Consider the following 21059-nt stretch of genomic DNA (forward strand, 5'->3'; position numbering starts at 1 on the left):
GGCTTACCCGCGGTAGTGGCAGGCCGGCTCCCGATTGGCCGGCAAGAACGGTGTCACCTGGGCTCGGGTCACGTAGGGCATGACGATGTCGCAGGCGTTACCCAACTCCCACAACGGTTCCCACAGCCGTGCGTCGGCCCCATCGTCGCCGGATGCCAAGCCATGACCGTCGGGACTGAATGCCACCGCGTTCACCCGGTCCGGCAATGGCAGCGGGTCGCCCACGGGCTGCTGAGTTTCGGGATCCCATAGCCGCACGGTTTTGTCCGAACCGGATGACGCCAGCAGATGGCCGTCGGGACTGAAGGACACCGACGATGCACCGGCCAGATCGGCGTGACCGTGAAGCGGAGGACCCACCTGTTTACGGTCGGCCACATCCCAGAGCCGGACGGTGTTGTCCCAACTTCCCGACGCGAGCAGTCGGCCGTCACGACTGAAGCTCACGGCATTCACCGGAGCGGTATGACCGGCGAGCGGCTTTCCGGCGGGTCGGAGCGTCGCGGGGTCCCACAGCCGGATGACGTTGTCCATACCCGCTGATGCCAGCAGGTGCCCGTCGGGGCTGAAGGCCAATGTGTATACCCCCATGTTGTAACTGACCAGCGGGTTCCCGATGGATTGTCGGGTGGCCGGGTCCCACAGCCGGATGGTGCCGTCGGGATCGCTGCCGGAAGCCAGCATTCGACCGTCAGGACTGAAGGCCAATGCGCTCACACCAGCTGTGTGCCCCGCCAGCGGTCCGCCGATTGGCCGTGCGGTGGTGGCATCCAACAGCCGGACCGTGGGGCCGTCGGCAACGGCAAGCAGGTGGTTTTCGGGACTGAACGCCACCGCTCGAGCCGCGTCGACGTGCAGCGGCTCGCCGATGGCACGGCGAGTGGTCGTGTCCCACAGTGTCACCGAACTCCCTTGGACAGCATTGACGGCCGAGGCCAATCGATCCCCGCTCGGGCTGTAGGCGACGGCCATCGTGCTGGTCAGCGCGTCGCCGCCGAGCGACTGGTTCATCCGCCAGGCCGGAGCCGGGTCCCACAGCAGAATGTCGCCGTCCTCACCACCTGACACCATCCGCTTGCCGTCAGGGCTGAACGCCACATCGGTCACTCCACTGGTGTGACCGCTCAGCGCCGGGCCGATCTGGCGTTGGGTGCCCGGATCCCAGATCCTGATCGTGTTGTCACGACTGGCCGAGGCCAGCCGAGAACCGTCGGCGTTGAACGCCAGAGACGTCACCTCGTCGGTGTGGCCGGTCATGGGCCGACCGAATGGGCGCCCCGGCCCGGTCTTCCACAGCCGCACAGTCCCTTCGTAGTCGGCTGACGCCAGCCCATGACCACGGGGACTGAACGCGACCGCGAGCACCTTGTTGCGGTGTCCGGTCAGCGGTGCGCCGACAGGCATGCCGGTGGTGGCGTCCCACAGGCGGACCGTCTGGTCATCGCTGCCGGAGGCAAGCAGTCGACTGTCCGAGCTGAATGCCACCGACTCGACGTAATCGGTGTGCCCGGTCATCGGTGCGCCGACGGGGGAGCGGGTCGCCGGATCCCACAGCCGGATGGTGTTGTCCCACCCGGCGGAGGCCAGTCGGCGACCGTCGGGGCTGAAGGCCACCGCCATGACCGGCTTGGTGTGCCCCTCCAGCGGTTGCCCGATCAGCTTGCCGGTGGCGGGATCCCACAGCCTGACGAGGCCGTCGTACCCGGCGCTGGCCAGTAGCCGGCCGTCGGGGCTGAACGCCAACGATTCCGCGAGGCCGGCGGCTACATCGTTGACAGTGGTCCCGGTGATCGGTTCGCCGATCGGTCGACCAGTGTCGAGGTCCCAGCGCCGCAGCGTGCCGTCGCCCGCCGACGAGACCACCAGGTGACTGTCAGGACTCACTGCGACTGCGGTCACGCGGGCGGTGTGCCCTCGAAGCGGTTCACGAATCACTTGAGCCGCGGCCTGACCGAACGCAACACGGGAAGACACCAGCGCATCGACGGCCCGCGGACTGGGTCGCGGTGTCACCTGGGCGCTTTCGGCTGCGAGCGCGAGCGCCAACGCGGGATTTCTCGACGTTGTATCGCGGGATGCCATTGAAAGTGCCAGTGCGACAGCCTCATTGCGCTGCGCGATAGCCTCGGTCCGTTGGTGAACCGCCTCGCGGCGTTGCAGGAAAGCTATCCCCGCGGCCACCAACGCTGCGACGGTCAGGAATGCGAGCGCCGCGATCGCCGCCCGGCGCCACCGCCGGAAACGCCGTCGTTCTTTCAGATCTTCGCTCGCCAGTTCGTATTTCGGCTTGCCATGGATCGGGGCCGCGATGTCGATGACCTTCTCGCGGAACATCGCCGCGGCCGGGTCCCACGGAGCATCAGCGCTGACGTCGACGTACAGGGGCTCGGTCACCAGCGACCCTGGTTGCGTCAGTTCGGGTACGGCGGCGTCCGAGCGGTCGGGATCGAATCGCTGAGATTCGGCGTCCCAGAGCAGATTTCCGGCGGCGAGAACGAACAGCAGCTGACTCGGACCGCGCTGATCGATCCAGTACGCCACTTCTCTGTTCACCCAGGACGACTCAGCGGCATTGCGGGAAAGCACGACCACCAGGTAGCGGGAGCGGTCCATCGCCTCGGTGACCTTGCCCCACAGGTCGGGACTGGCCGTCAGGTCGGTCGAGTCGCGAAACACCCGGAGGGCGTGCAGTTGGCCCAGCCGCCGCCCGATGTGATGCAGGCAGCGCTGCACTCCCTGCGCCACCTGCCGGTCGTCGTGGTCGTAGGACAGGAATGCGTCGTACGGGTACGACGCGGGTTGCGGGGTGGGCGCGGCAGCGTCGTCGATGGTGCCGGTGCTCCCAGTGCTCACAGCCCAACTCCTCGCCCGCAGCCGGTCCCGCACCGCGGGACATCGCCAATCATGCGCGCGCGGGAGCCCACCTGGCCTGAGTATCTGACTACTCGATAACCAGGCCCGGGCGGCGCCGTGGGGGCCCGACGACCCAGATACTGCCGCAAGACATCGCTTGTGGTCCGCGGCCGATGCTGAAAGCATTGCGTGTGCGCTGATTCAGCCCCGGGGAAGGGGAGCCATGCGGGACTACCCGTACGCCTTTCACATTGCCCTGGACGGGTCCGGACTCAATGGCCTCGAAGGCCGCGCGGGTATGTGTGTCTTCAAATACGACCCGGCCACCGAGGCGTATGCCTACAAGATCGTGTTCTACGGCGGCGTCGCGGGCGGCCATGCACCGAACGTCGACCCGACCCGCAGCGTCGGGTTCCTCGGAAACATGGGTCAGCACCTGCTCTTCTACGATCCATCCACACTGGACGAGGTCGACCGCGTCTCGACGTTGCGCTTCGAGATTCCCGACACGACGATCAAGTCGACGACGCATCTGGCGTGGCTGGATTCGAAGGAATTCGTCGCGAGTGTCGGTGAGCGGCTTTGGAAATTCGATCTGGACCGGCTCACCAAACCCGAGCCGATCGGGCCGCATCTGTTGAAGATTCCGCACGCCATGAAGCGCACCGCCTCCGGGCGTTACCTGGTGTATGGCGGGATGGACCACCCCAAGCTCGGCGAGGCCCGTGAAGTAGGCATCTTCGATCTGGAAACCGGACGTGCCGAACGGGTGGAGCTACCGACGACGTGCTGGCATGTGGTCTGTCACCCGATCCTTGATGTCTTCTACGCGATCTCGTTCCGGGTACTGCCCAGTGGGCGTGGCGATTGGCACCAGTGGGGGATGGCGCACTTCCAGGAGTATGTGTACGAGATCGAAGCCGAATCCGGTCAGGTACTTCGGCATTGGTCGGCCGGCAGGGAGGTTCCAGCCCACATCAACTCCGACGTCTGTCTCAGCGACACCGAACTCATCTTCTGCACCGGCGGCAGTCAAACCGTGGTGCTGATCGATCTGGAGACCATGAGCACGCATCGATTGATCGACGAACATCCCGGGCTGGTGGGGCAGTGGGGATATTCCCGGCAGATGTCGGCGACGGTGTCCGACACGGTGGCGCGCGGAAACTTCTTCACCGAGTCCCATCTGTACGCGACCGGTCTGCAAGTCAGCCGGGGAGCGTTGTTCGACGGCGTGTATGCCTGTCAGCTGTCTGCTGATCAGACCCTGCTCTTCACGGCCAACCGCGGGCAGAACCACATCACGGTTTACGACTATCCCTCTCTGCAACGGCGGCTTCGAGTGCGGATGCCGGATCTCCAGGAGTACGACAAAGCGCTCTCGCCAGTTGCCGACCCACGGCTGGGCTTCCACCATGGATGCCTGGTAAGCCCAAGTTCCACCGAAAGGAAAGAATGATGGCACCGCAGAATGACACCGCATCCGAAGCGGCCGCAAAGGCCTCTGAAACGCTCGGCAAGGGCGCCGACCTGACCCGTGAAGTCATCGAGTCGCAGTTCCGTCTCGGCGGTCAGTTTGCCGACATGGCGGGCAACGCGATCAAGGACAGCGGCAGCGCTTTCGAGGCCGGCCGCGCCTACGTCGACGCTGTCTGGCGGGAGGCCGGCAATTACTGGCAGGCCGTCACCGACCTGAACCTGCGGTACGCGAACGAACTGCTGAAGATCGGGGCGAGTGCCGCGGACCAGGTGCTCGCGGCCGTCGACACGGCACTCAAGGGTCGTCGGTCGGCCGGCGATGGGACAGCGGCAAGTCAGGACTGAAGCGACGCCGCTGATCAACCCGGCAGCGGCCGGCCGATGAGCGGACGGCCGGCGCGCACCTCCGGCATGGGGCGCATGCCCTCGCGTACCCACCTCGGCAGTTGCGGGCTGGTCAGCAGCCACGCGAGTGCGCTTGCCACCGCCGCGCGGGCCGGCTCGGGCGCATAGCCGAGCGCGCCGAGCTTATCGTGGCTGTACCAGTAGAAACGTCCGATGGTGAGCGCCTCTTCGCGCGTCGACAGCGGTTCGGTCTCGGCGAACCGTGCCCAAGCCTCCGCTGCCGCCGAGGTGAGATACGCAGTGGTAGTGGGTATTTCGAACCGGGGCCCTGGGACCCCGGTCAAGTCGGCGATCAGCGAATGCAGCGTCTTCCAGGAGAGATTATCCCCTCCGACGAGGTAGCGCTCGCCCGATACTCCGTGCTCGGCCAGAATCAGATGCGCCTGCGCCACGTCGTCGACCGACACCACGTTGCAGCCGCCGGGGTAGGTGGATCGAAAAAAATCCAAAAGGTATCTGAGGATGATCGCATTGCTGGGCACCAGTCGCGACGACGGGCCACCCATCACCACGGTGGGGCAGGCGATCACCACTTCGAGGTCATCGCAGGCCATGCGCAACGCGGTCCGTTCTTGACGGACCTTGCTGACGAAGTACGGCGGGGTGTATTCGCTTGTCGGCGAGTGGCGTTCGTCGTGGACCGAGCCGTCGACGCTCGACCCGGCCGTCACTGCCGATGAAGTGATCACCACCCGGCGAACGCCGGCGTCGATGGCGGCCTCCAAAAGCATCCGTGTTCCTTCGACGTTGACCGCCGACACCTCGGCATGGTTCTGCGAGCCATACGCGTAGACCGCGGCGCAATGAACAGCGATTTCGCAGTCGGCCAACGCTTTTCGCAGCGCGGCACCGTCGTCGATTGCTGCCGTTGCAACCTCGAACGGCAATCCGTCGGTAGTGCCGGGGCGCCGCGCGATACCCCGAACTGTGTGCCCACGTTCCACGAAACACCTGCCCACCGCGCCACCGATCATTCCAGTGACGCCGGTAACCGCGACGTTCACCACCGCGGCACTCGTTCCATGTCGCTGCGAACTGCCGCCGCATATTCGTGCAACAGCGGGCGCAGCGCGTCGAGCCACCGTTTCGAATCCACTTGGCGTTCAGTGGATGTCGTCCCTGGAAAATGCCGGAATCCATGTTTGTCGACGTCATCGGAGTCGTGGGTGACGCGCCGTTCGTCGAGCCACTCCCGAGCGATGCCCAGATAGGTTGACCACGCCTGAGTCGGCAAGATCGGTGACGCTGGCACCGCATCCGTACCGATCTGGTGGGGTCGACCCTCGTAGCAGGCCTCGAAGTTGTCGAACGTGGATGAAAAGAACCGTCGATAAGCGTCGGTGACGAGTGGGTTCTTGACTTCTGGATAGCGGTCGAGGTCGACGGCCTCCCAGAACGGTGGCAGCTGGAATTTCTGGCGGCCCGAGATCGTGATCCGGGTCCTGCCGTCACCGTTGTCGGCGAAGGTGAGCATGCCGTCGTCGTATTCGGCGGAACCGTTGGGGCTCAGCACAGTTCGCCAACTGAGGCGGCAGTGATCGGGTCGGTATTCGACCAGCTCAATTTTGCATACGTCGATGGGCTTGCCACCCCAGAAGGCGAGGTAGTTCGGTTGGGGCAGATAGATGTTGCGTTCGGCCTGCCTCGTGACGCGGCCGCGGCCGTCGTGAGACACGGGAACGATCCGTCCGCCGAGATAGTCGGCCATCATGCTGATGCCTTGTGCCACATCCACTCTGGCGATCCAATCGGCGTACTCGGCGTGCGCCAGATGCTCGACGGAGAACAGCACCGACCGATCGAAGTAACACCAGTGGAGCCACGAGTCCACCAGCGGGGCAGCGTCGAGCAAGACCGTGAATCTAGAAAGGTAGTCCGGGATCTGGCGATAGTCGCCGGCGCGAAATCGCTCGGGATCGAAGCCGAGCGGTACGGCGACGCGTCGCACGTTGTCCTTGTTGAAGTTCGCGCGGAACGCCGCGACCGACTCGCCCGCGGCAGCCAGGCCGTTGCTGATCATGGCCACCGCGGCCGGACTGCTCGCCGAGTCGGGATCGACCACCGGCCCGATCCTGCGCTGCAGCCAGGCGAGTACTTCGTCGGCCTCGCGATCGCCGTTGTCGGACATCAGAATTCGCATGACTCTGCCGGCGTCCGGCATGGCTTGATCGAGCCGCCGCAGGGCATCGGTCACCGACTGATTAGCCCGCGGGCGAATCGCGGGCGGTTCGACGTCCCCCACGATGGTGTACGCCGGTGGCAGGGTGCCGGCTTGCACACATCTGTCGAGCAGGGGCGATCGCGTCGGGTCTTCGCCGTGTAGCACCGCGGCGACCACATCCGTCAGCACGACGTCATCACTGGCGATCAATGTGTGGCGGTCCTCATCGGCGCCGGGAGACTCGATGATGGCGAACGTCGGTGGCAGGTGCATCACCAAGTCGGCCGCGACGTCAGCAGGTTTTGCGCCTGGTATCACGCTTGCGCAACCCAGCACCGCCGACACGCATCCCCGGAAGGTCTCATGGGGGTCGTCAGTCCACCGTGCGACGAGTAGCCGTAAGGCCCCTCGAGACCAAGCGGCGCTGACCCCTTGCCCCGAGAGAACACTCGATGGCGGACACGGCGCAGGACAGGTATCGCGCGACAAGTCGATTCCGATGTAGCTGTTACCGCGCTCGGTGATCCCGACGTAGCCGGTGGCCGCGAGGGCGTCGTCTACGCGAGTGACGCCGCGGTCAGTCGACCGTGGTGACAGCGACGCTCCCACGGTCACTGTCCAGCCAAGCTCGACGAGCACGTCGACGACGTTGTGCAGTACCACCGGATGCGGCATGGCCGCGGAGTCGAGTGGCACCACGATGACTGCGTCGGAGCAGTCACCGTCGGAGTCCCTCTTCGGCAGTTCGGATCGCGATCCGACCAAGCTAAGAACGTTCGCGACGGGGTTGTCCTCGTCGGTGGAGTATGTCGCGCTCACCACGGCGGCTCGAACGCTCGCCTGCGGCCTTTCGCGGCTCATGTCCTCAATACTCAACGGAGATGGGCCCTGCGCGATGAAAAACGCGTAACGTGCCCACGAAATATTTACCGCGGCTGCGGTCTTGCGCGCAGATCGACCGTGGAACAAGGCGCTCTCGGAGTCGGCCGACGAACTTCAGTCGGCTGTCGAACGAGGGATACTTGTCGTATCGGGAGGCCATCAGCATGATCGAAGCGGTCGACGTCGCGGCACTGCCCCTGGCACCTTTGAATCCACTGCCTCCCCTGCAGCAGATGAAGGCGGTCCGGGCCTTTCACACCGGTTGCGAAGTGCTGCGTGACGCGGGAGGCCCGGTGACGCGTCTGGCTCACGCGTGGATGCTGCCCACCTTCATCGTCACCACGTCGCCGAAGGGGGCCCGGGACGTTCTCACTCGCAACTACCCGTTTGTCGACAGGGCGCAGCCCGTCTTCGTCGAACACCAACGGCTAATCGGCGGCTCGTTGTTTAACTTCAAACACGAGGCCTGGCTGCCTCGGCGACGGGCATTGCAGCCACTGTTCACCAAGCAGCACGTGACGGAGTTCGCGACGCACATGGCCGACTGCGCCAACCCGTTTTCACCCGGGTGGGTCGACGGCGCGGAACTTGACCTCGACAAGGAGTGCCGCCGACTGACGCTTCGGGTTTTGTCGCGCACAATCCTGGGCCTTGACCTCGATGCGCGGGCCGCCGCGGTGGTGGACCCGCTTCTCACCGCCGCGATGTACATCACAAACCGCGCCGTGCGACCGGTCCGCGCGCCGTGGTGGCTGCCGACCCCAGCCCGCCGGCGCGCACGCGCTGCCAGTGCAGAACTTCATCGACACGCGTACGACGTCCTGCAAGCCTGCCGGGCCGACCCCGCTCTCGACGCAAGGCTGGTTCGCGCGCTCACCGACGTCACCGACCCCGAAACGGGGAAGAGGCTGTCCGATGAGGACATCTGCCACGAATTGGTCGTATTTCTGGGCGCCGGATACGACACCACGGCGACCACGTTGACGTACGCGTTGTGGGCGTTGGGCCGCCACACCCACTTACAGGACCGGGTGGCCGCCGAGGTTGCCGCGCTGGGCGAACGGCCGTTGACCTCCGATGACGTCCCCCGGCTCGGTTACACGGTTCAGGTGTTGTGCGAGGCGCTGCGGTTATGCCCACCGGCGCCCGTCATCACCAGGATGGTCATGAAGGATTTCGACGTCGGCGGATACCGCGTCCAAGCTGGCAACGGGGTGATGGTGGGCGTCTATGCCATGCACCGCGACCCCAGCCTTTGGGACCATCCGCTGGTGTTCGATCCCGACAGATTCAGCCCGGAGAGTTCGAGCGGCCGGGATCGCTGGCAGTACTTGCCGTTTGGTGGTGGACCGCGGTCATGCATAGGCGATCACTTCGCCATGCTCGAAGCCGCGCTTGGTCTGGCGACCGTCATCAGGCACACCGAATTTCATTCGATCGACGCCGATTTTCCCCTTGCGGTTCCCTTCACCATGGTCGCAGCCGCCCCGATCCGGGTTCGAGTGCGTCGCAGGAACTGACCTCCTGCAGGGCCGGCAGGTATCCGGTTGCGCTCGCGGCTGGCTCGAGTTCGTCGAACGAAATGCTCTGTGGCCGCTCCGCGAATCACTGACGCGGTCCAGCCCGGCGACGTAGCCGTCGACGGAGATTGACATGCGACACGTGATGCGACTCATACCGATTACGACCAGCTCGCCTGGGAACTCATCGTGGCGATGAGATCTCCTGCCACCACGGGTCTGCATCAACGGAATCAACAACTCACGAGACCGGAGTGATCCTGCTCGACGACACCGTCAGGGAGGTCGCCGCCCATGCCTGACCACCAGCAATGGCGGGGAATTGTCGTGAAGAAATCGCGCCGACTGCTCGACGGGTCGAACTTGTACCGCAGCATCGTGGTCCGCACCGACGACGACCGGACGCTGCGGGTGCGGGTCAGCCGCACCCTGTGGAACGCCCTGCAGGCCGGCGACGCGATCGTCAAACACGCCGGATACGAGCCCACCGCAGAATGACGACCCGGTCCGAATGACCCGCGTCTTGCGGGTGCTGCGGCGTCGGGTTGTAGGAATTGAAGCGCTTCGTGAGACAAATGCCAGTGCGGCGGCCGTGAGACATGTCGGTAATGCCCAGGTCGGCGATTCCGGCTGATGAAGCCAAACGTGAGAACCTACACTGGCTTGTAGGGTCTCACCGCGCTTGACACCTTCTCAGGTTCGGTGCCATCTGAGTCTCATGGTCTCAGCTAACTTGGGATTTGTGCCTCGCATTCACCCTTGCGACTAGCACGCGAGGCTGTGTTGAGTCGTGCCGCTGTTCGATCAGCGACACGCAGTAGCTGCCTAGTGCGGCCCGTTGCAGGCCGATTCGCGGATGTCGCCCGCCGCTTCAGTTGCGCTAAGAGACATCAATGGAAACGCCATTGAGCACGGACGATGCCGTTGGCGTGAACAGCTGGCCAACGGCGCCGACGTGTCTAGATGAACCGGGCCAGAACGCTCCCATCACGGAATACGCTCAGGACCAGATCGGGACGCACACCGGTCGCGCGGGATGCCGTGCGCATCGGACCCGGGATGCTTCAACCTAACCTTCGGCTCAGGCCGGGAGAAACTGAGAATCAACGGGTTGAAAGGCGGCACCGATGGCTGGACTCGACTCGATCGACCACGTAATCCTGCTCATGCTGGAGAACCGCTCGTTCGACCACATGCTCGGATATCTCTACCCCAAATCCAGCAACTTCGACGGACTCGATGGCACGGAGTCCAACCGCGACCTCACCGGTGCCGTGGTGTCCGTCTATCCGATCACGCCGGACAAGGAAAACGCTTATTACTACCCGTTGGCCAACCCCGCCGAAGGGTTCATAGCGACCAACGAACAGCTGTTCAGTACCGACCCTGCCCCCGCCAGCGGGACAGCAACCAACGACGGCTTCGTCACCAGCTTCGCTGGCGAGCTCGCCAATCCCTCCCACCCGCTGGACCCCAAGCTGGTTGGTGCCCAACCTTCTTCCATCATGGGCAGCTACTCACCCGAGACGCTGCCCGTGCTGTCCGGGTTGGCCAAGGGCTTCGCCGTCTGTGACCGCTGGTTCGCATCGGTTCCGACGCAAACCTTCCCCAACCGGGCCTTCGCCGTTGCCGGCACATCGCTCGGCTACACCGACAACTCGGCCCACGGCCTACCGGCGTTCGACACGCCCTCGGTGTTCGGGAAACTCGCCGACGCCGGCCAGACCTGGACGATCTACGGCTACTCCAAGCTTCCGCTGACGGCCAACGACTTTCCCGACACCGTCGATCCCGGTCCTGGATGCAAGGTGGAATCCGGGTTCGACAAGTTCCGCAGCGACGTCGCCAGCGGGCAGTTGGCGGCCTTCAACTACATCGAGCCCGAATGGGCGACCTATCCCCGCCGCGGCGCCCCGCCGAGCACCACACAAGCCGACAACGAACACAATTTTCAGGTTGAGAACGACCAGCATCCGGTCTCAAACCTGGCCGTGGGCGAGCAGCTCATCTACGACGTCTACACGACACTGACAAGCAACCAGGCCGTCTGGGAGAAGAGCCTGCTCATCATCACCTACGACGAGCATGGCGGGACCTACGACCACGTGGCCCCAGACACCGACGCGACTCCACCCGACAACATCATCGGGGAACCGCCGTTTGACTTCACCCGCTTCGGAGTCCGGGTGCCTGCGGTGATCGTCTCCCCCCTGATTCCCCCCGGAACGGTCTTCCGAGCCCCTGCTGGCAGCCCGCCTTACGACCACACCTCGATCATTGCCACGCTGCGAGCCCGCTTCAATCTCGGCGCGCTCGGCAACCGGGACGCCATCGCGCCGCACCTCGGGCCCGTGCTCACCCTGTCCACGCCGCGCGACGACGACCCATTGAAGGGCGTCACTCCGCCCACCGCGGCCGATCCGGTCCTGCAAGACGGATCCGCTCCGATCGGTGAGGCGCCCAGCGCCTTCCTCCAGGCGAAGGCCATGGCCGCGGCCACGCTGCCCGTTCCCTCCCAACCGATCCAGAACCCGCAGCAGACGGTCGCCGGGCTGTCCACCGCGGCCAAGCAATTTGACTTCATTCAGGATCGGCTGCACGCCTGGCAAGCGGCGGGCAAACCGCCCGTCCGCACATGAGTTCAAAGGCCAAAAAAAGGGGGTATCTCATGGCTGCCGTAAAGCATCCGCGGCTGTCGGCGAAAGCAAGGTGTACCAAGTTAATTGGTGCAATATCGACGGCCATCGCGCTGCTCGCCGCGCCGGTAGGCGCTTGCCCGGCCGCGCACGCCGCTGCCCAGCACACCATCATCATGACTTTCGTACGCCATGCGCAGTCGGCCGCCAACGCGAACCACATCATCGATACCTCCACGCCTGGACCAGACATCACCGCCTTGGGTGAGGGACAGGCTGCCGCGGTGGCCAATGAGTTGAGCGCCAACCGGTATGACGGGATTTACGCCTCGACGATGGTCCGCACCCAGGAAACAGCCGCCCCGCTTGCACAAACGCTCGGTGAGCCGGTCACGGTGTTGGCGGGTCTGCGAGAAATCGAGGCGGGCGACAATGAGGGACTGTCTGAAGCGAGTGCGCCCGTGTACCCGGCGCCGCGGGTGTGGTTGAGCGGTAATCGGACGATGCGTATCCCGGGAGCTATCAACGGCGAGGAATTCGAGTCGCGTTTCAGTGACGCGGTCAAGACCATCTATGACAGCGGTGAAACGAATCCCGCCGTGTTCTCCCACGGCGAGGCCATCACGTACTGGGTGCTGATGAATGTGAAGAATCCGGACATGCGGCTGGTGGACTCTTCGCTGCGCAACACCGGACACGTTGTGGTGAGTGGAAACCCGACTGATGGCTGGACACTGAGCAATTGGGACGGGACACCGGTGCCGGCCCCTACCTCGCACTGACGTCAGGACGCCGGCTGCGAGGTGGTCATGGCGATCGCAGCCTGGTCCGCATCAAGGGCATCGACCGGCAGCGCCTCATCCCCATCGTGATTGCGGAGACCGTCGAGGAAGATCGCCATGTAGCGTCGCCACAGGTCGGCGTCGACGTGACCGGCGAATTCGCTGACGGTACCGGCCAGCAGGCCCAGGATCGGCATGTCGGTGTCAGAGATGCCAGGTCGCAGATGGCCGTCTTTTTGGGCCCGCTCAACAAGTTTCGCGATCTTCGGGACCAGGCGGGTGCGTGCCGCATCCACCCGATTGCCACCGCCGCCCTTGCCGTACAGGATTTCTCTTAGGCCACGATCGGTGGCCGTCTGCTGGCACATCTGTTCGACGAACCAGGCGAAGCCTTGCCAGGAGTCATCGAATTCCAATCCCGAATCGGCCAATGCGGCTACCTCGTCAATCGTGTCCTCGAAGATGGCCTCGATGAGTGCTTCTTTGGTGGGGAACCTGCGGTATACCGTGCCGACGCCAATCCCGCCATGGTGCGCTACCTCATTGAGCGTCGCGTCCAGGCCTCTTGTCGCGAACAGATCGCGGGCCGCGTCGATCACTCGCTGACGATTGCGCACGGCGTCCTTGCGCAACGGTCGATCCGAGGTCCGGCAGGTCTTCACGCACAGAGTGTAATCCGAGACACGCTTCGGATAAGTGGATGGACTCGATCCACTTAGGCAAATAGCTTCATGGCGAACACTGCGGTCGGCCGACGGTTGCGCAGATCCAATGGCAGGAAGGCACGCAGCATGACACGACAACATCCGGCCGTACGCACGTTGGCCGCCAAGGCATTTGGCATTGCAGCAGCGGCCTCTCTGTCGCTGGCAGGTACGGCTTCAGCCGACGCCACCAACGACTACCCCATCCCGCACCGGATGATCATCACCACCTGTGACACCGAGCAGTACCTGCAGGCGGTGCGCGATACCAGCCCGGTGTACTACCAGCGCTACATGATCGACCCCAACAACCGGCCCGCCGACATCCAGCAGATGGCCGAAGACCGCATCCACTGGTTCTTCTCCCTGGACCCAGCCGCCCGCCGGCAGTACTCCGAGGACACCGCCACCAACGTCCACTACGAGCAGGTGGCCACCCATTGGGGCAACTGGGCCAAGGTGTTCTTCAACGACAAGGGCGTGGTCGCCAAGGCCACCGACGTCTGCATGAGCTACCCGGCGGGCAACGTGCAGGTCTGGGACTTCGCCTCCAACAGCTGAGTGACTTGTACGTGAATTTCCGCGCTGGCCATGAGTTTTCGGGCGCAAATCGCAAGTGCGCGGACGTGGCAGGAATGCAACCGGGCTGTGCGAGGTTGTAAGGGAGACCACACAAAACTGGATTGACTCTATCCACTTATCCGGTTAGCTTACCTACCTGGATCATTGGCGGCTCACCAACGGAGGTGTGCCCGTCACAAATGCCCGACGACCGCGGTTGGCAACTTTTGAGAAGGCAGGGATGACAAGAGTGTTTCGGCGGGCATGGTTACCGCTACTGGTGATCGTCGCGGTGGCGGCCGGTTTGGTGATCGTGTCGAACGTGCGCCAGGTGTTCGGTTCAAACCCCGTCGTGATCACCGAGAAGAGTTCGGATAATGCCGAGGACTTCAACCCGAAATTCGTCAAGTACGAGATCTTCGGCTCGGGTAGCACAGCCGTCGTCAACTACATGGATCTCGAAGGTAAACCGCAGCGTGTCGCCGGGGTGCCGTTGCCGTGGACATTGACGCTGTCGACCACCCTGCCGTCGGTGCAGCCCAACATCCTGGCCCAGGGCGACGGCAACAGCATCAGCTGCAGGGTCAGCGTCGATGACGTGGTCAAAGAAGAGAGGACCGCCATCGGTATGAACGCCGAAACCTTCTGCTTTGTGAAGGCCGCATGAGCGTGCCGGCCACCGATGCACAGACCGACGTCATCCCGACGGCAGAGCACAAGGGACACAACGGAATACCACGCTTCCTCCGAGCGTTTGCCATTCCCATCATCCTGGTGTGGATCGCGGTCATAGCCGCCCTGAACACCGTCGTCCCGCAGCTCGAAGAAGTCGGCAAGCTGCGCGCGGTGTCCATGAGCCCCAATGACGCGCCATCGATGATCGCCACAAAACGCGTCGGCAAGGTATTCCAGGAATACGACACCAGCAGTTCAGTGATGATCGTGCTCGAAGGCGATCGTCAGCTGGGTCCTGACGCTCACGAGTTTTACGACAACATGGTCCGCGATCTGCGCGCCGATACCGCCCACGTGCAGCACGTCCAGGACTTCTGGGGCGACACTCTGACCGCCAAGGGCGCCCAGAGCCGCGACGGCAAGGCGGCCTATGTTCAGGTCTACATCGCCGGCGATCAAGGGGAGACGCTGGCCAACGAGTCGGTCGAGGCGGTGCGGCACATCGCCACCGAAAGTCCCGCTCCGCCAGGGGTAAAGGCCTATGTGACTGGTCCCGCGGCGACCAGCACCGATCAGAACGCGGTCGGTGACAAGAGCATGGAGCTGATCGAAATGGTCACCTTCGGCGTCATCGCGGTCATGCTGTTGCTGGTCTACCGGTCCGTCATCGCGACATTGATCGTATTGGTGATGGTGGTGCTGGAGCTGTCCGGTGCGCGAGGGCTGGTGGCATTCCTGGGCTACCACAACGTTTTCGGGCTGACGACCTTTGCCACCAACCTGCTGGTGACCTTGGCCATCGCCGCGGCGACCGACTACGCCATCTTCCTGATCGGTCGATATCAAGAAGCGCGGCGGGTCGGAGAAGACCGAGAATCGGCCTACTACACCATGTTTCACGGCACGGCGCACGTGGTACTTGCCTCGGGCCTGACCATTGCCGGTGCCACACTGTGCTTGCACTTCACCCGACTGCCGTACTTCCAGACGATGGGCTTCCCGCTGGCCATCGGCATGGTGATGGTGGTCGCGATGGCGCTGACCATGGGGCCCGCGCTGATCTCGGTGCTCACTCGCTTCGGCCGGATCCTCGAACCCCGGAAAAACGCGAAAACCCGTGGTTGGCACCGGGTTGGCACTGCGACGGTGCGTTGGCCGGGTGCCATCCTGGTCTGCGCAGTGGTGGCCGCACTGGTCGGTCTGATCACGCTGCCGGGCTATCACACCACCTACAACGACCGGATATACCTGCCCAAGGACGTCGCCGCCAACGTCGGCTATGACGCTGCTTTCCGGCACTTTTCGCAGGCCAAGATGAACCCCGATCTGATGATGGTCGAGTCCGATCGCGACTTGCGGAACCCGGCCGATTTCCTGGTGATCGACAAGATCGCCAAAGCGCTGAAGAACGTGCACGGCATCGCCCAGGTGCAGACCATCACCCGACCCGATGGTGACCCGATCAAGCACTCGACGATCCCGTACACCGTGGGACAGAGCGGGACCACGCAACTGATGAACAACGACTACACGCAGACCAATCTGGACAATCTGCTCGCTCAGGCCGACGATCTGCAAAACAGCATCGACGCCATGACCGAGATGATGAACATCCAGACGGATCTGGCAGCGGTGTCGCGACGCATGGCCGACAAGATGAAGATCACCTCCGATGACATGGGGGACACCCGAGATCACTTGTCGGACTTCGACGACTTCTTCCGCCCGATCCGCAACTATTTCTATTGGGAGCCACACTGTTTCGACATTCCAGTGTGCTGGTCCATGCGCTCGGTCTTCGAGAGCATCGACGGCATCGGCAAGATGTCCGATGACTTCGAGGACCTGGTTCCGGAGATGCAGCACATGGCCGACTTGATGCCCAAGATGGTCGCGACGATGCCCAAACAGATCGCGTCGATGAAGCACCAGAAGCAGGTGCTGCTGAACCAGTACCAGATGCAGAAGGCCCAGCAGGACCAGACCATCGCGATGCAGAAAACCGGCACCGCGATGAGCGAGGCGTTCGACACGGCCAAGAACGACGACTCGTTCTACCTCCCGCCTGAGGCGTTCACGACCGCCGACTTCCAGCGTGGTCTCAAGTTGTTCATGTCGCCCGACGGACATGCAGTGCGGTTCACCATCATTCACCAGGGTGACCCATTGACGCAGGAGGGCACCGCTCGCATCGAGCAGCTCAAGATCGCAGCGGCCGACGCAATCAAGGGCACACCGCTCGAGGGCGCCTCGATCTACCTTGGTGGCAGCGCCGCCATGTACAACGACATGCAACTGGGTGCCAACTACGACCTGATGATTGTCGCGGCTGCGGCGCTGATCCTGATCTTCATCATCATGTTGCTGCTCACCCGTGCGGTCGTCGCTTCGGCAGTGATCGTCGGCACCGTGGTACTCAGCCTGGCGTCCGCATTCGGGTTGTCGGTGCTGCTCTGGCAGCACATCGTGGGTATTCCCTTGCACTGGATGGTCTTACCGATGTCGGTCATCGTGCTGCTGGCCGTCGGTGCGGACTACAACCTGCTGCTGGTCTCCCGGGTTAAGGAGGAGATCCATGCCGGGCTGAACACCGGCATCATCCGCGCCATGGTGGGTACCGGCTCGGTGGTCACCTCGGCGGGTCTGGTGTTCGCCTTCACCATGATCTCCATGTCGGTGAGCAAGCTGATCATCATCGGCCAAGTCGGTACGACCATCGGTCTGGGCCTGTTGTTCGACACCTTGGTGGTGCGGTCGCTGATGACGCCGTCAATCGCCAGCTTGCTCGGGCGCTGGTTCTGGTGGCCGCAGCGGGTGCGTCAGCGCCCGAGTCCGCAGCCATGGCCGCAGCCGATCCAGCGAGAGTCCGAGCTGGCATCGCTCTGAGGCCTGCCGGAACATCTTGGGACGGTGTGCATTTACCCATCTACACGCTGCACGCTTATCTGAAACGCAGATTGCCAAGAAACGCGCGGAATCCATCTTTGGCGGGGCTATGGTGGCTCATCGGAGCTCCAGTCATGTCGACTGCCGGGATCGGCTGACGCCCACCACATCAGCCGATCCACAACCCAAGCGGGCTACCAAGTCCCGTCGGTGACCGCACCGGGGCTGACCCCACCGAGTGAGATCACCGTGTTCGGGGTGACCGGAACAAACGGATTCTCTTGGACGCCAAGCTTTTTGCCGACACTGGTGACGCCCGCCAATATATGCGATGGGGCGAGGTTCTGGGCGTCGGCGTGATAAAAGTCGAACCAGGGCAGACCTGCATCGACGTAGGCGTCCCGGTCGACCGGTGTCGGGGGCGGCACCTCTCCGGTTATGGCAGTCCACTGCGCAGCCGAGCACAGGTGGACGAACACGCGCAGGGCACCGCTCTCGTCGTAGTCGGCAAGTGGGCGGTCGTCGGCGTACACCTCCTGCCGCATCCGGCCGCCGGCGCCCAGTCCCATGCTGGCCGAGGGCGCCGGGAGCTGGCCGTCCTCCAGTATCAGACCCGCGCAGAAATCGTCGGCCACTACCTGCGCGGCATGCCATTCCGCAAGCGCCTCCGGGGTTAGCCCGACGGCCCGGAGTTGGATTCCACCGTGAGATTCCCGACCAGTGACCTGTCCTTCGACTGTGGCGCCTAAACCGAGGGGGATAGCAACGAATTGCCGGACGAACCCGTCCCCGGCATTGATGCCGTCCAGCCATGGCTGATCGGGCAGTGCAACATAGTTCTGCGGGTCGCCGATCAGGTGCTCAATCCAGGGCAGGCCGCTGACCGCGCACACTTTGCCTACGCCGACCTGCAATGCACTTGGTTCGGAAGCATTGAATGACAGCCACATTGCCTCGCGCTGGTAGATCGGCAGCATGACGCCGCCACGAGACAGCCACTCGGGCGGTGCGGTGTCGGGGTAGTCCGCGACCCGGCGCAGCGGAAACCGGCCCAGACCAGGCGGCAGTGGATGCAGCCCTGTCTCGGGGATTCGGAGCGTCCGCTGAAACCCCACCGTCACCGGACCCATCACGAGTCGGTCGTTGACGATCTTTACCGGCACGCTGTCCGTCATAACTACCTCCATTTCGACTTTCTTCGATATGGGTAACACCCGGCACCGACAGGCAGGTCGCAGCAGGACCCAAAGCTGCTCGCCGTCGTCGTCACAGCAACGTCGCAGAGGGACCCCCGTCATTCGAGATTCGGCGACGTCATCACCTCGCATCTCGATCGGCGGCGCTATCAATGTTTGTCCCAACCGTCACATGGGTACCGTTGACAACAGCACCCAATGTCGGTGCTGCACTCGACAAAGAGGTCCACCAAGACACACGAAGACGCACAAAACGAAAGAGCCGAATGGGTCATCACCATGAACACTGTCCTGTACTTCAGCGTCAACGGCGCTGTTTATGAAACCCGCGCCTATACCCAGGCGGACATCACTCAGCTAGTGCACGATCAAAGGTTGCAATGCCTGACCAGCGCTGATCGGCAGTTCGACTTCTGGTTCAGCCCGACATCACGTCGCTGCCAGCGCCGCATCAATCGAAGCGCAACCGAATTATTAATGGCAACAACGACTTTCACTGCGAAAACCGTGCCGCTGCTGCGTGGCTGCATTGTCCTGGCCAGCCACGACGCCAAAGGTGAGCTTGACGGACTCAGCTGGCCACAGTTGGACCTGCTGACGTGGCGGAATAATACCGTTACCGCGCGCGACGAGCGAATCCTCAACCGGCGCATGGCCTGCGAGCTGCGCCGCCTGCGCCACATCACCGAAGGCGCACTAGTCGGCCCACGGGCGACAACCGGCGCCCGTCTGCGCGCCGACCATCAGGGGCACCACCATTCGGTAGGTCAAATCAGCTGACCCGCCAGCAATACCTTCGTCGAGTCGGTGACTTGGTCGGTCGCGCACGGGATGCGAGACAACCGGCGCGTTCTAGACAGCCTTGCGGCGCCATTCGAGCAGCAGCGGCGGGATCACGCCGAGGGCCAGAATCCCCGCGAGGATCAGCAGTCCGTATAGCAGCGGTTGTGAGTTGCCGAACTGTGACGGTGGTACGAACCCGATCAGGAACGCGAGCACCGATGATCCCGCTCCGAGGCCACACAGCACCCCGATGGCAGGTACCCGGTACCCACGCGGATGGTCGGGTTGGTTGCGCCGCAACCGGATTGCGGCGACGAACATCAGCACGTACATGATCAGGTACACCTGGGTTGCCATCGCGGTGAACACCCAATAGGCGCTGTTGACTGTGGGAACCAATGCGTACAGGAAGCCGATGACCGTGACCACGACACCTTGCGCGACCAAGATGTGCAACTGAATGCCCTCATTGTTGACCTTCTGGAAATAGGCCGGAAGGTAACCCTGTTCGCGTCCGATCTTGAGCAATCCCTCAGAAGGTCCGTCAAGCCAGGCGATCATTCCGCCGAGCGCCCCGATAGCCAGTGCGAGCGCGATCACCGGCAGGGCGAAAGACAGATGTAGGTACTTGAGCAGGACGTCGAAGGCTTGCATCACCCCGGCGGTGAGGCTGATCGACTGTGTGGGGATCACCCATGCGATCGCCAGCGTGGGTAGCACGAAGACGGCGAGCACCAGTGCTGCCGCGACGAACATGGCCTTCGGGAACTCCCTGCCGGGGTCGCGCAACTCGTCGACATGTACAGCGTTGACCTCGACGCCGGCGTAGGTGAAGAAGCTGTTGACTATCAGCACGATGCTGGCCACACCGTTCCACGCAGGCACGATGTGATGACCGTCCATCGGCGCCACGGGGTGGTTGCCGTGCAGCAGGTAGATCACGCCCAGAGCGACAAGCAGTGCCGCGGGAATCACAGTGCCGATCAGCGTTCCGCCCGAGGAAAGCTTGGCGAGCAATCTGCGCCCACGCGCAGACACAGCCACACTGCCCCAGAACAACACGATGATGATCACCGCGGTGTACACACCATTGTTGGCAAGGCTCGGATTGATCACGTACGCCAGAGTTCCGGCTACGTAAGCCAGTAGCGCTGGATAGTAGAAAACGGTCTGCGCGAACTGGCACCAGACTGCGAGCAACCCCATCGGCGCCGAAATGCCTTCGCGTACCCAGTTATAGACGCCGCCGGGCCATCCCGAGGCCAGCTCGGCGGAGACCAGCGACGCGGGTAACAAGAACACGATCGCCGGCAGTACGTACAGAAATACCGAAGCTAGCCCCAACACCGACAGAGTCGGCGCCGAGCCCAGATAGCCCACGGCACCGACTGTCATCATCGCCACCGAAGTCCAGCTGATGTAGGTGGTGTCTCCTCGACGCGCCGCGGCTTTGTTGCCTGCCCGCGCAAGCATGCGGGGTGCCCGAAGGCGACCGGGGCCAAACGGGCGCGTTTTGTCCATCGGAAGTCCAGCGTA

Annotated in this window: 16 protein-coding genes; 10 read left to right on the top strand and 6 right to left on the bottom strand. The window is 63.5% G+C overall.

Annotated elements, in window-relative coordinates:
• Positions 1-3: 3 nt before the first annotated feature.
• A complete protein-coding gene (locus M2432_RS10210; protein ID WP_280826675.1) occupies positions 4-2853 on the bottom strand; it encodes a TIR domain-containing protein in 2850 nt (949 codons plus the stop codon).
• Positions 2854-3076: 223 nt separating this feature from the next.
• Between M2432_RS10210 and M2432_RS10215 the strand changes: the two genes are divergently transcribed.
• Together M2432_RS10215 and M2432_RS10220 are read left to right on the top strand one after the other, a co-directional pair.
• On the top strand, positions 3077-4312 hold the full coding sequence (locus tag M2432_RS10215; protein WP_280826676.1) for a hypothetical protein: 1236 nt from the start codon (positions 3077-3079) through the stop codon (positions 4310-4312).
• A complete protein-coding gene (locus M2432_RS10220; RefSeq protein WP_280826677.1) occupies positions 4312-4677 on the top strand; it encodes a hypothetical protein in 366 nt (121 codons plus the stop codon). Before M2432_RS10215 ends, M2432_RS10220 begins: the two co-directional genes overlap by 1 nt.
• Positions 4678-4691: 14 nt before the next feature.
• Here the strand turns inward: M2432_RS10220 and M2432_RS10225 are convergent, their stop codons facing one another.
• Positions 4692-5744, bottom strand: a complete 1053-nt coding sequence (locus M2432_RS10225) for an NAD-dependent epimerase/dehydratase family protein (protein WP_280826678.1) — start codon at positions 5742-5744, stop codon at positions 4692-4694.
• On the bottom strand, positions 5738-7759 hold the full coding sequence (locus tag M2432_RS10230) for a hypothetical protein (RefSeq protein ID WP_280826679.1): 2022 nt from the start codon (positions 7757-7759) through the stop codon (positions 5738-5740). Before M2432_RS10230 ends, M2432_RS10225 begins: the two co-directional genes overlap by 7 nt.
• Before the next feature lie 185 nt (positions 7760-7944).
• Here M2432_RS10230 and M2432_RS10235 point away from each other — a divergent pair, with 185 nt between their 5' ends.
• From M2432_RS10235 to M2432_RS10250, 4 genes are all read left to right on the top strand, one after another.
• On the top strand, positions 7945-9300 hold the full coding sequence (locus tag M2432_RS10235) for a cytochrome P450 (RefSeq protein ID WP_280826680.1): 1356 nt from the start codon (positions 7945-7947) through the stop codon (positions 9298-9300).
• A 294-nt stretch (positions 9301-9594) separates the two neighbouring features.
• Positions 9595-9798: a hypothetical protein gene (locus tag M2432_RS10240; RefSeq protein WP_280826681.1), complete on the top strand. Its 204-nt coding sequence runs from the start codon at positions 9595-9597 to the stop codon at positions 9796-9798.
• A 629-nt stretch (positions 9799-10427) separates the two neighbouring features.
• Entirely contained in the window at positions 10428-11939 is a 1512-nt protein-coding gene (locus M2432_RS10245) for an alkaline phosphatase family protein (protein WP_280826682.1), read from the top strand.
• A gap of 29 nt (positions 11940-11968) precedes the next feature.
• On the top strand, positions 11969-12718 hold the full coding sequence (locus M2432_RS10250) for a histidine phosphatase family protein (protein WP_280826683.1): 750 nt from the start codon (positions 11969-11971) through the stop codon (positions 12716-12718).
• A gap of 2 nt (positions 12719-12720) precedes the next feature.
• Here the strand turns inward: M2432_RS10250 and M2432_RS10255 are convergent, their stop codons facing one another.
• A complete protein-coding gene (locus M2432_RS10255) occupies positions 12721-13380 on the bottom strand; it encodes a TetR/AcrR family transcriptional regulator (protein ID WP_280826684.1) in 660 nt (219 codons plus the stop codon).
• A gap of 129 nt (positions 13381-13509) precedes the next feature.
• Between M2432_RS10255 and M2432_RS10260 the strand changes: the two genes are divergently transcribed.
• The 3 genes from M2432_RS10260 to M2432_RS10270 all read left to right on the top strand — a co-directional run bounded on the left by M2432_RS10260 (position 13510) and on the right by M2432_RS10270 (position 17544).
• Positions 13510-13983, top strand: coding sequence for a DUF5078 domain-containing protein (locus M2432_RS10260; protein ID WP_280826685.1), 474 nt, complete (start codon positions 13510-13512; stop codon positions 13981-13983).
• A gap of 241 nt (positions 13984-14224) precedes the next feature.
• Positions 14225-14650: an MmpS family transport accessory protein gene (locus M2432_RS10265; protein WP_280826686.1), complete on the top strand. Its 426-nt coding sequence runs from the start codon at positions 14225-14227 to the stop codon at positions 14648-14650.
• On the top strand, positions 14647-17544 hold the full coding sequence (locus M2432_RS10270; protein ID WP_280826687.1) for an MMPL family transporter: 2898 nt from the start codon (positions 14647-14649) through the stop codon (positions 17542-17544). Before M2432_RS10265 ends, M2432_RS10270 begins: the two co-directional genes overlap by 4 nt.
• A 194-nt stretch (positions 17545-17738) precedes the next feature.
• On the opposite strand, the gene M2432_RS10275 is transcribed toward M2432_RS10270, so the two are convergent.
• Positions 17739-18719 carry a hypothetical protein gene (locus M2432_RS10275; protein WP_280826688.1) on the bottom strand — a complete coding sequence of 327 codons (981 nt, stop codon included), beginning with the start codon at positions 18717-18719 and terminating at the stop codon, positions 17739-17741.
• 300 nt (positions 18720-19019) lie between these two features.
• Here M2432_RS10275 and M2432_RS10280 point away from each other — a divergent pair, with 300 nt between their 5' ends.
• Positions 19020-19520: a hypothetical protein gene (locus M2432_RS10280; protein WP_280826689.1), complete on the top strand. Its 501-nt coding sequence runs from the start codon at positions 19020-19022 to the stop codon at positions 19518-19520.
• A gap of 72 nt (positions 19521-19592) precedes the next feature.
• Here M2432_RS10280 and M2432_RS10285 read toward each other — a convergent pair whose 3' ends face one another.
• Positions 19593-21044, bottom strand: a complete 1452-nt coding sequence (locus M2432_RS10285; protein ID WP_280826690.1) for an APC family permease — start codon at positions 21042-21044, stop codon at positions 19593-19595.
• Positions 21045-21059 lie beyond the last annotated feature (15 nt).

Origin of the sequence: Mycobacterium sp. OTB74 (genome assembly GCF_029892685.1) — a bacterium.
Classification (GTDB): domain Bacteria; phylum Actinomycetota; class Actinomycetes; order Mycobacteriales; family Mycobacteriaceae; genus Mycobacterium.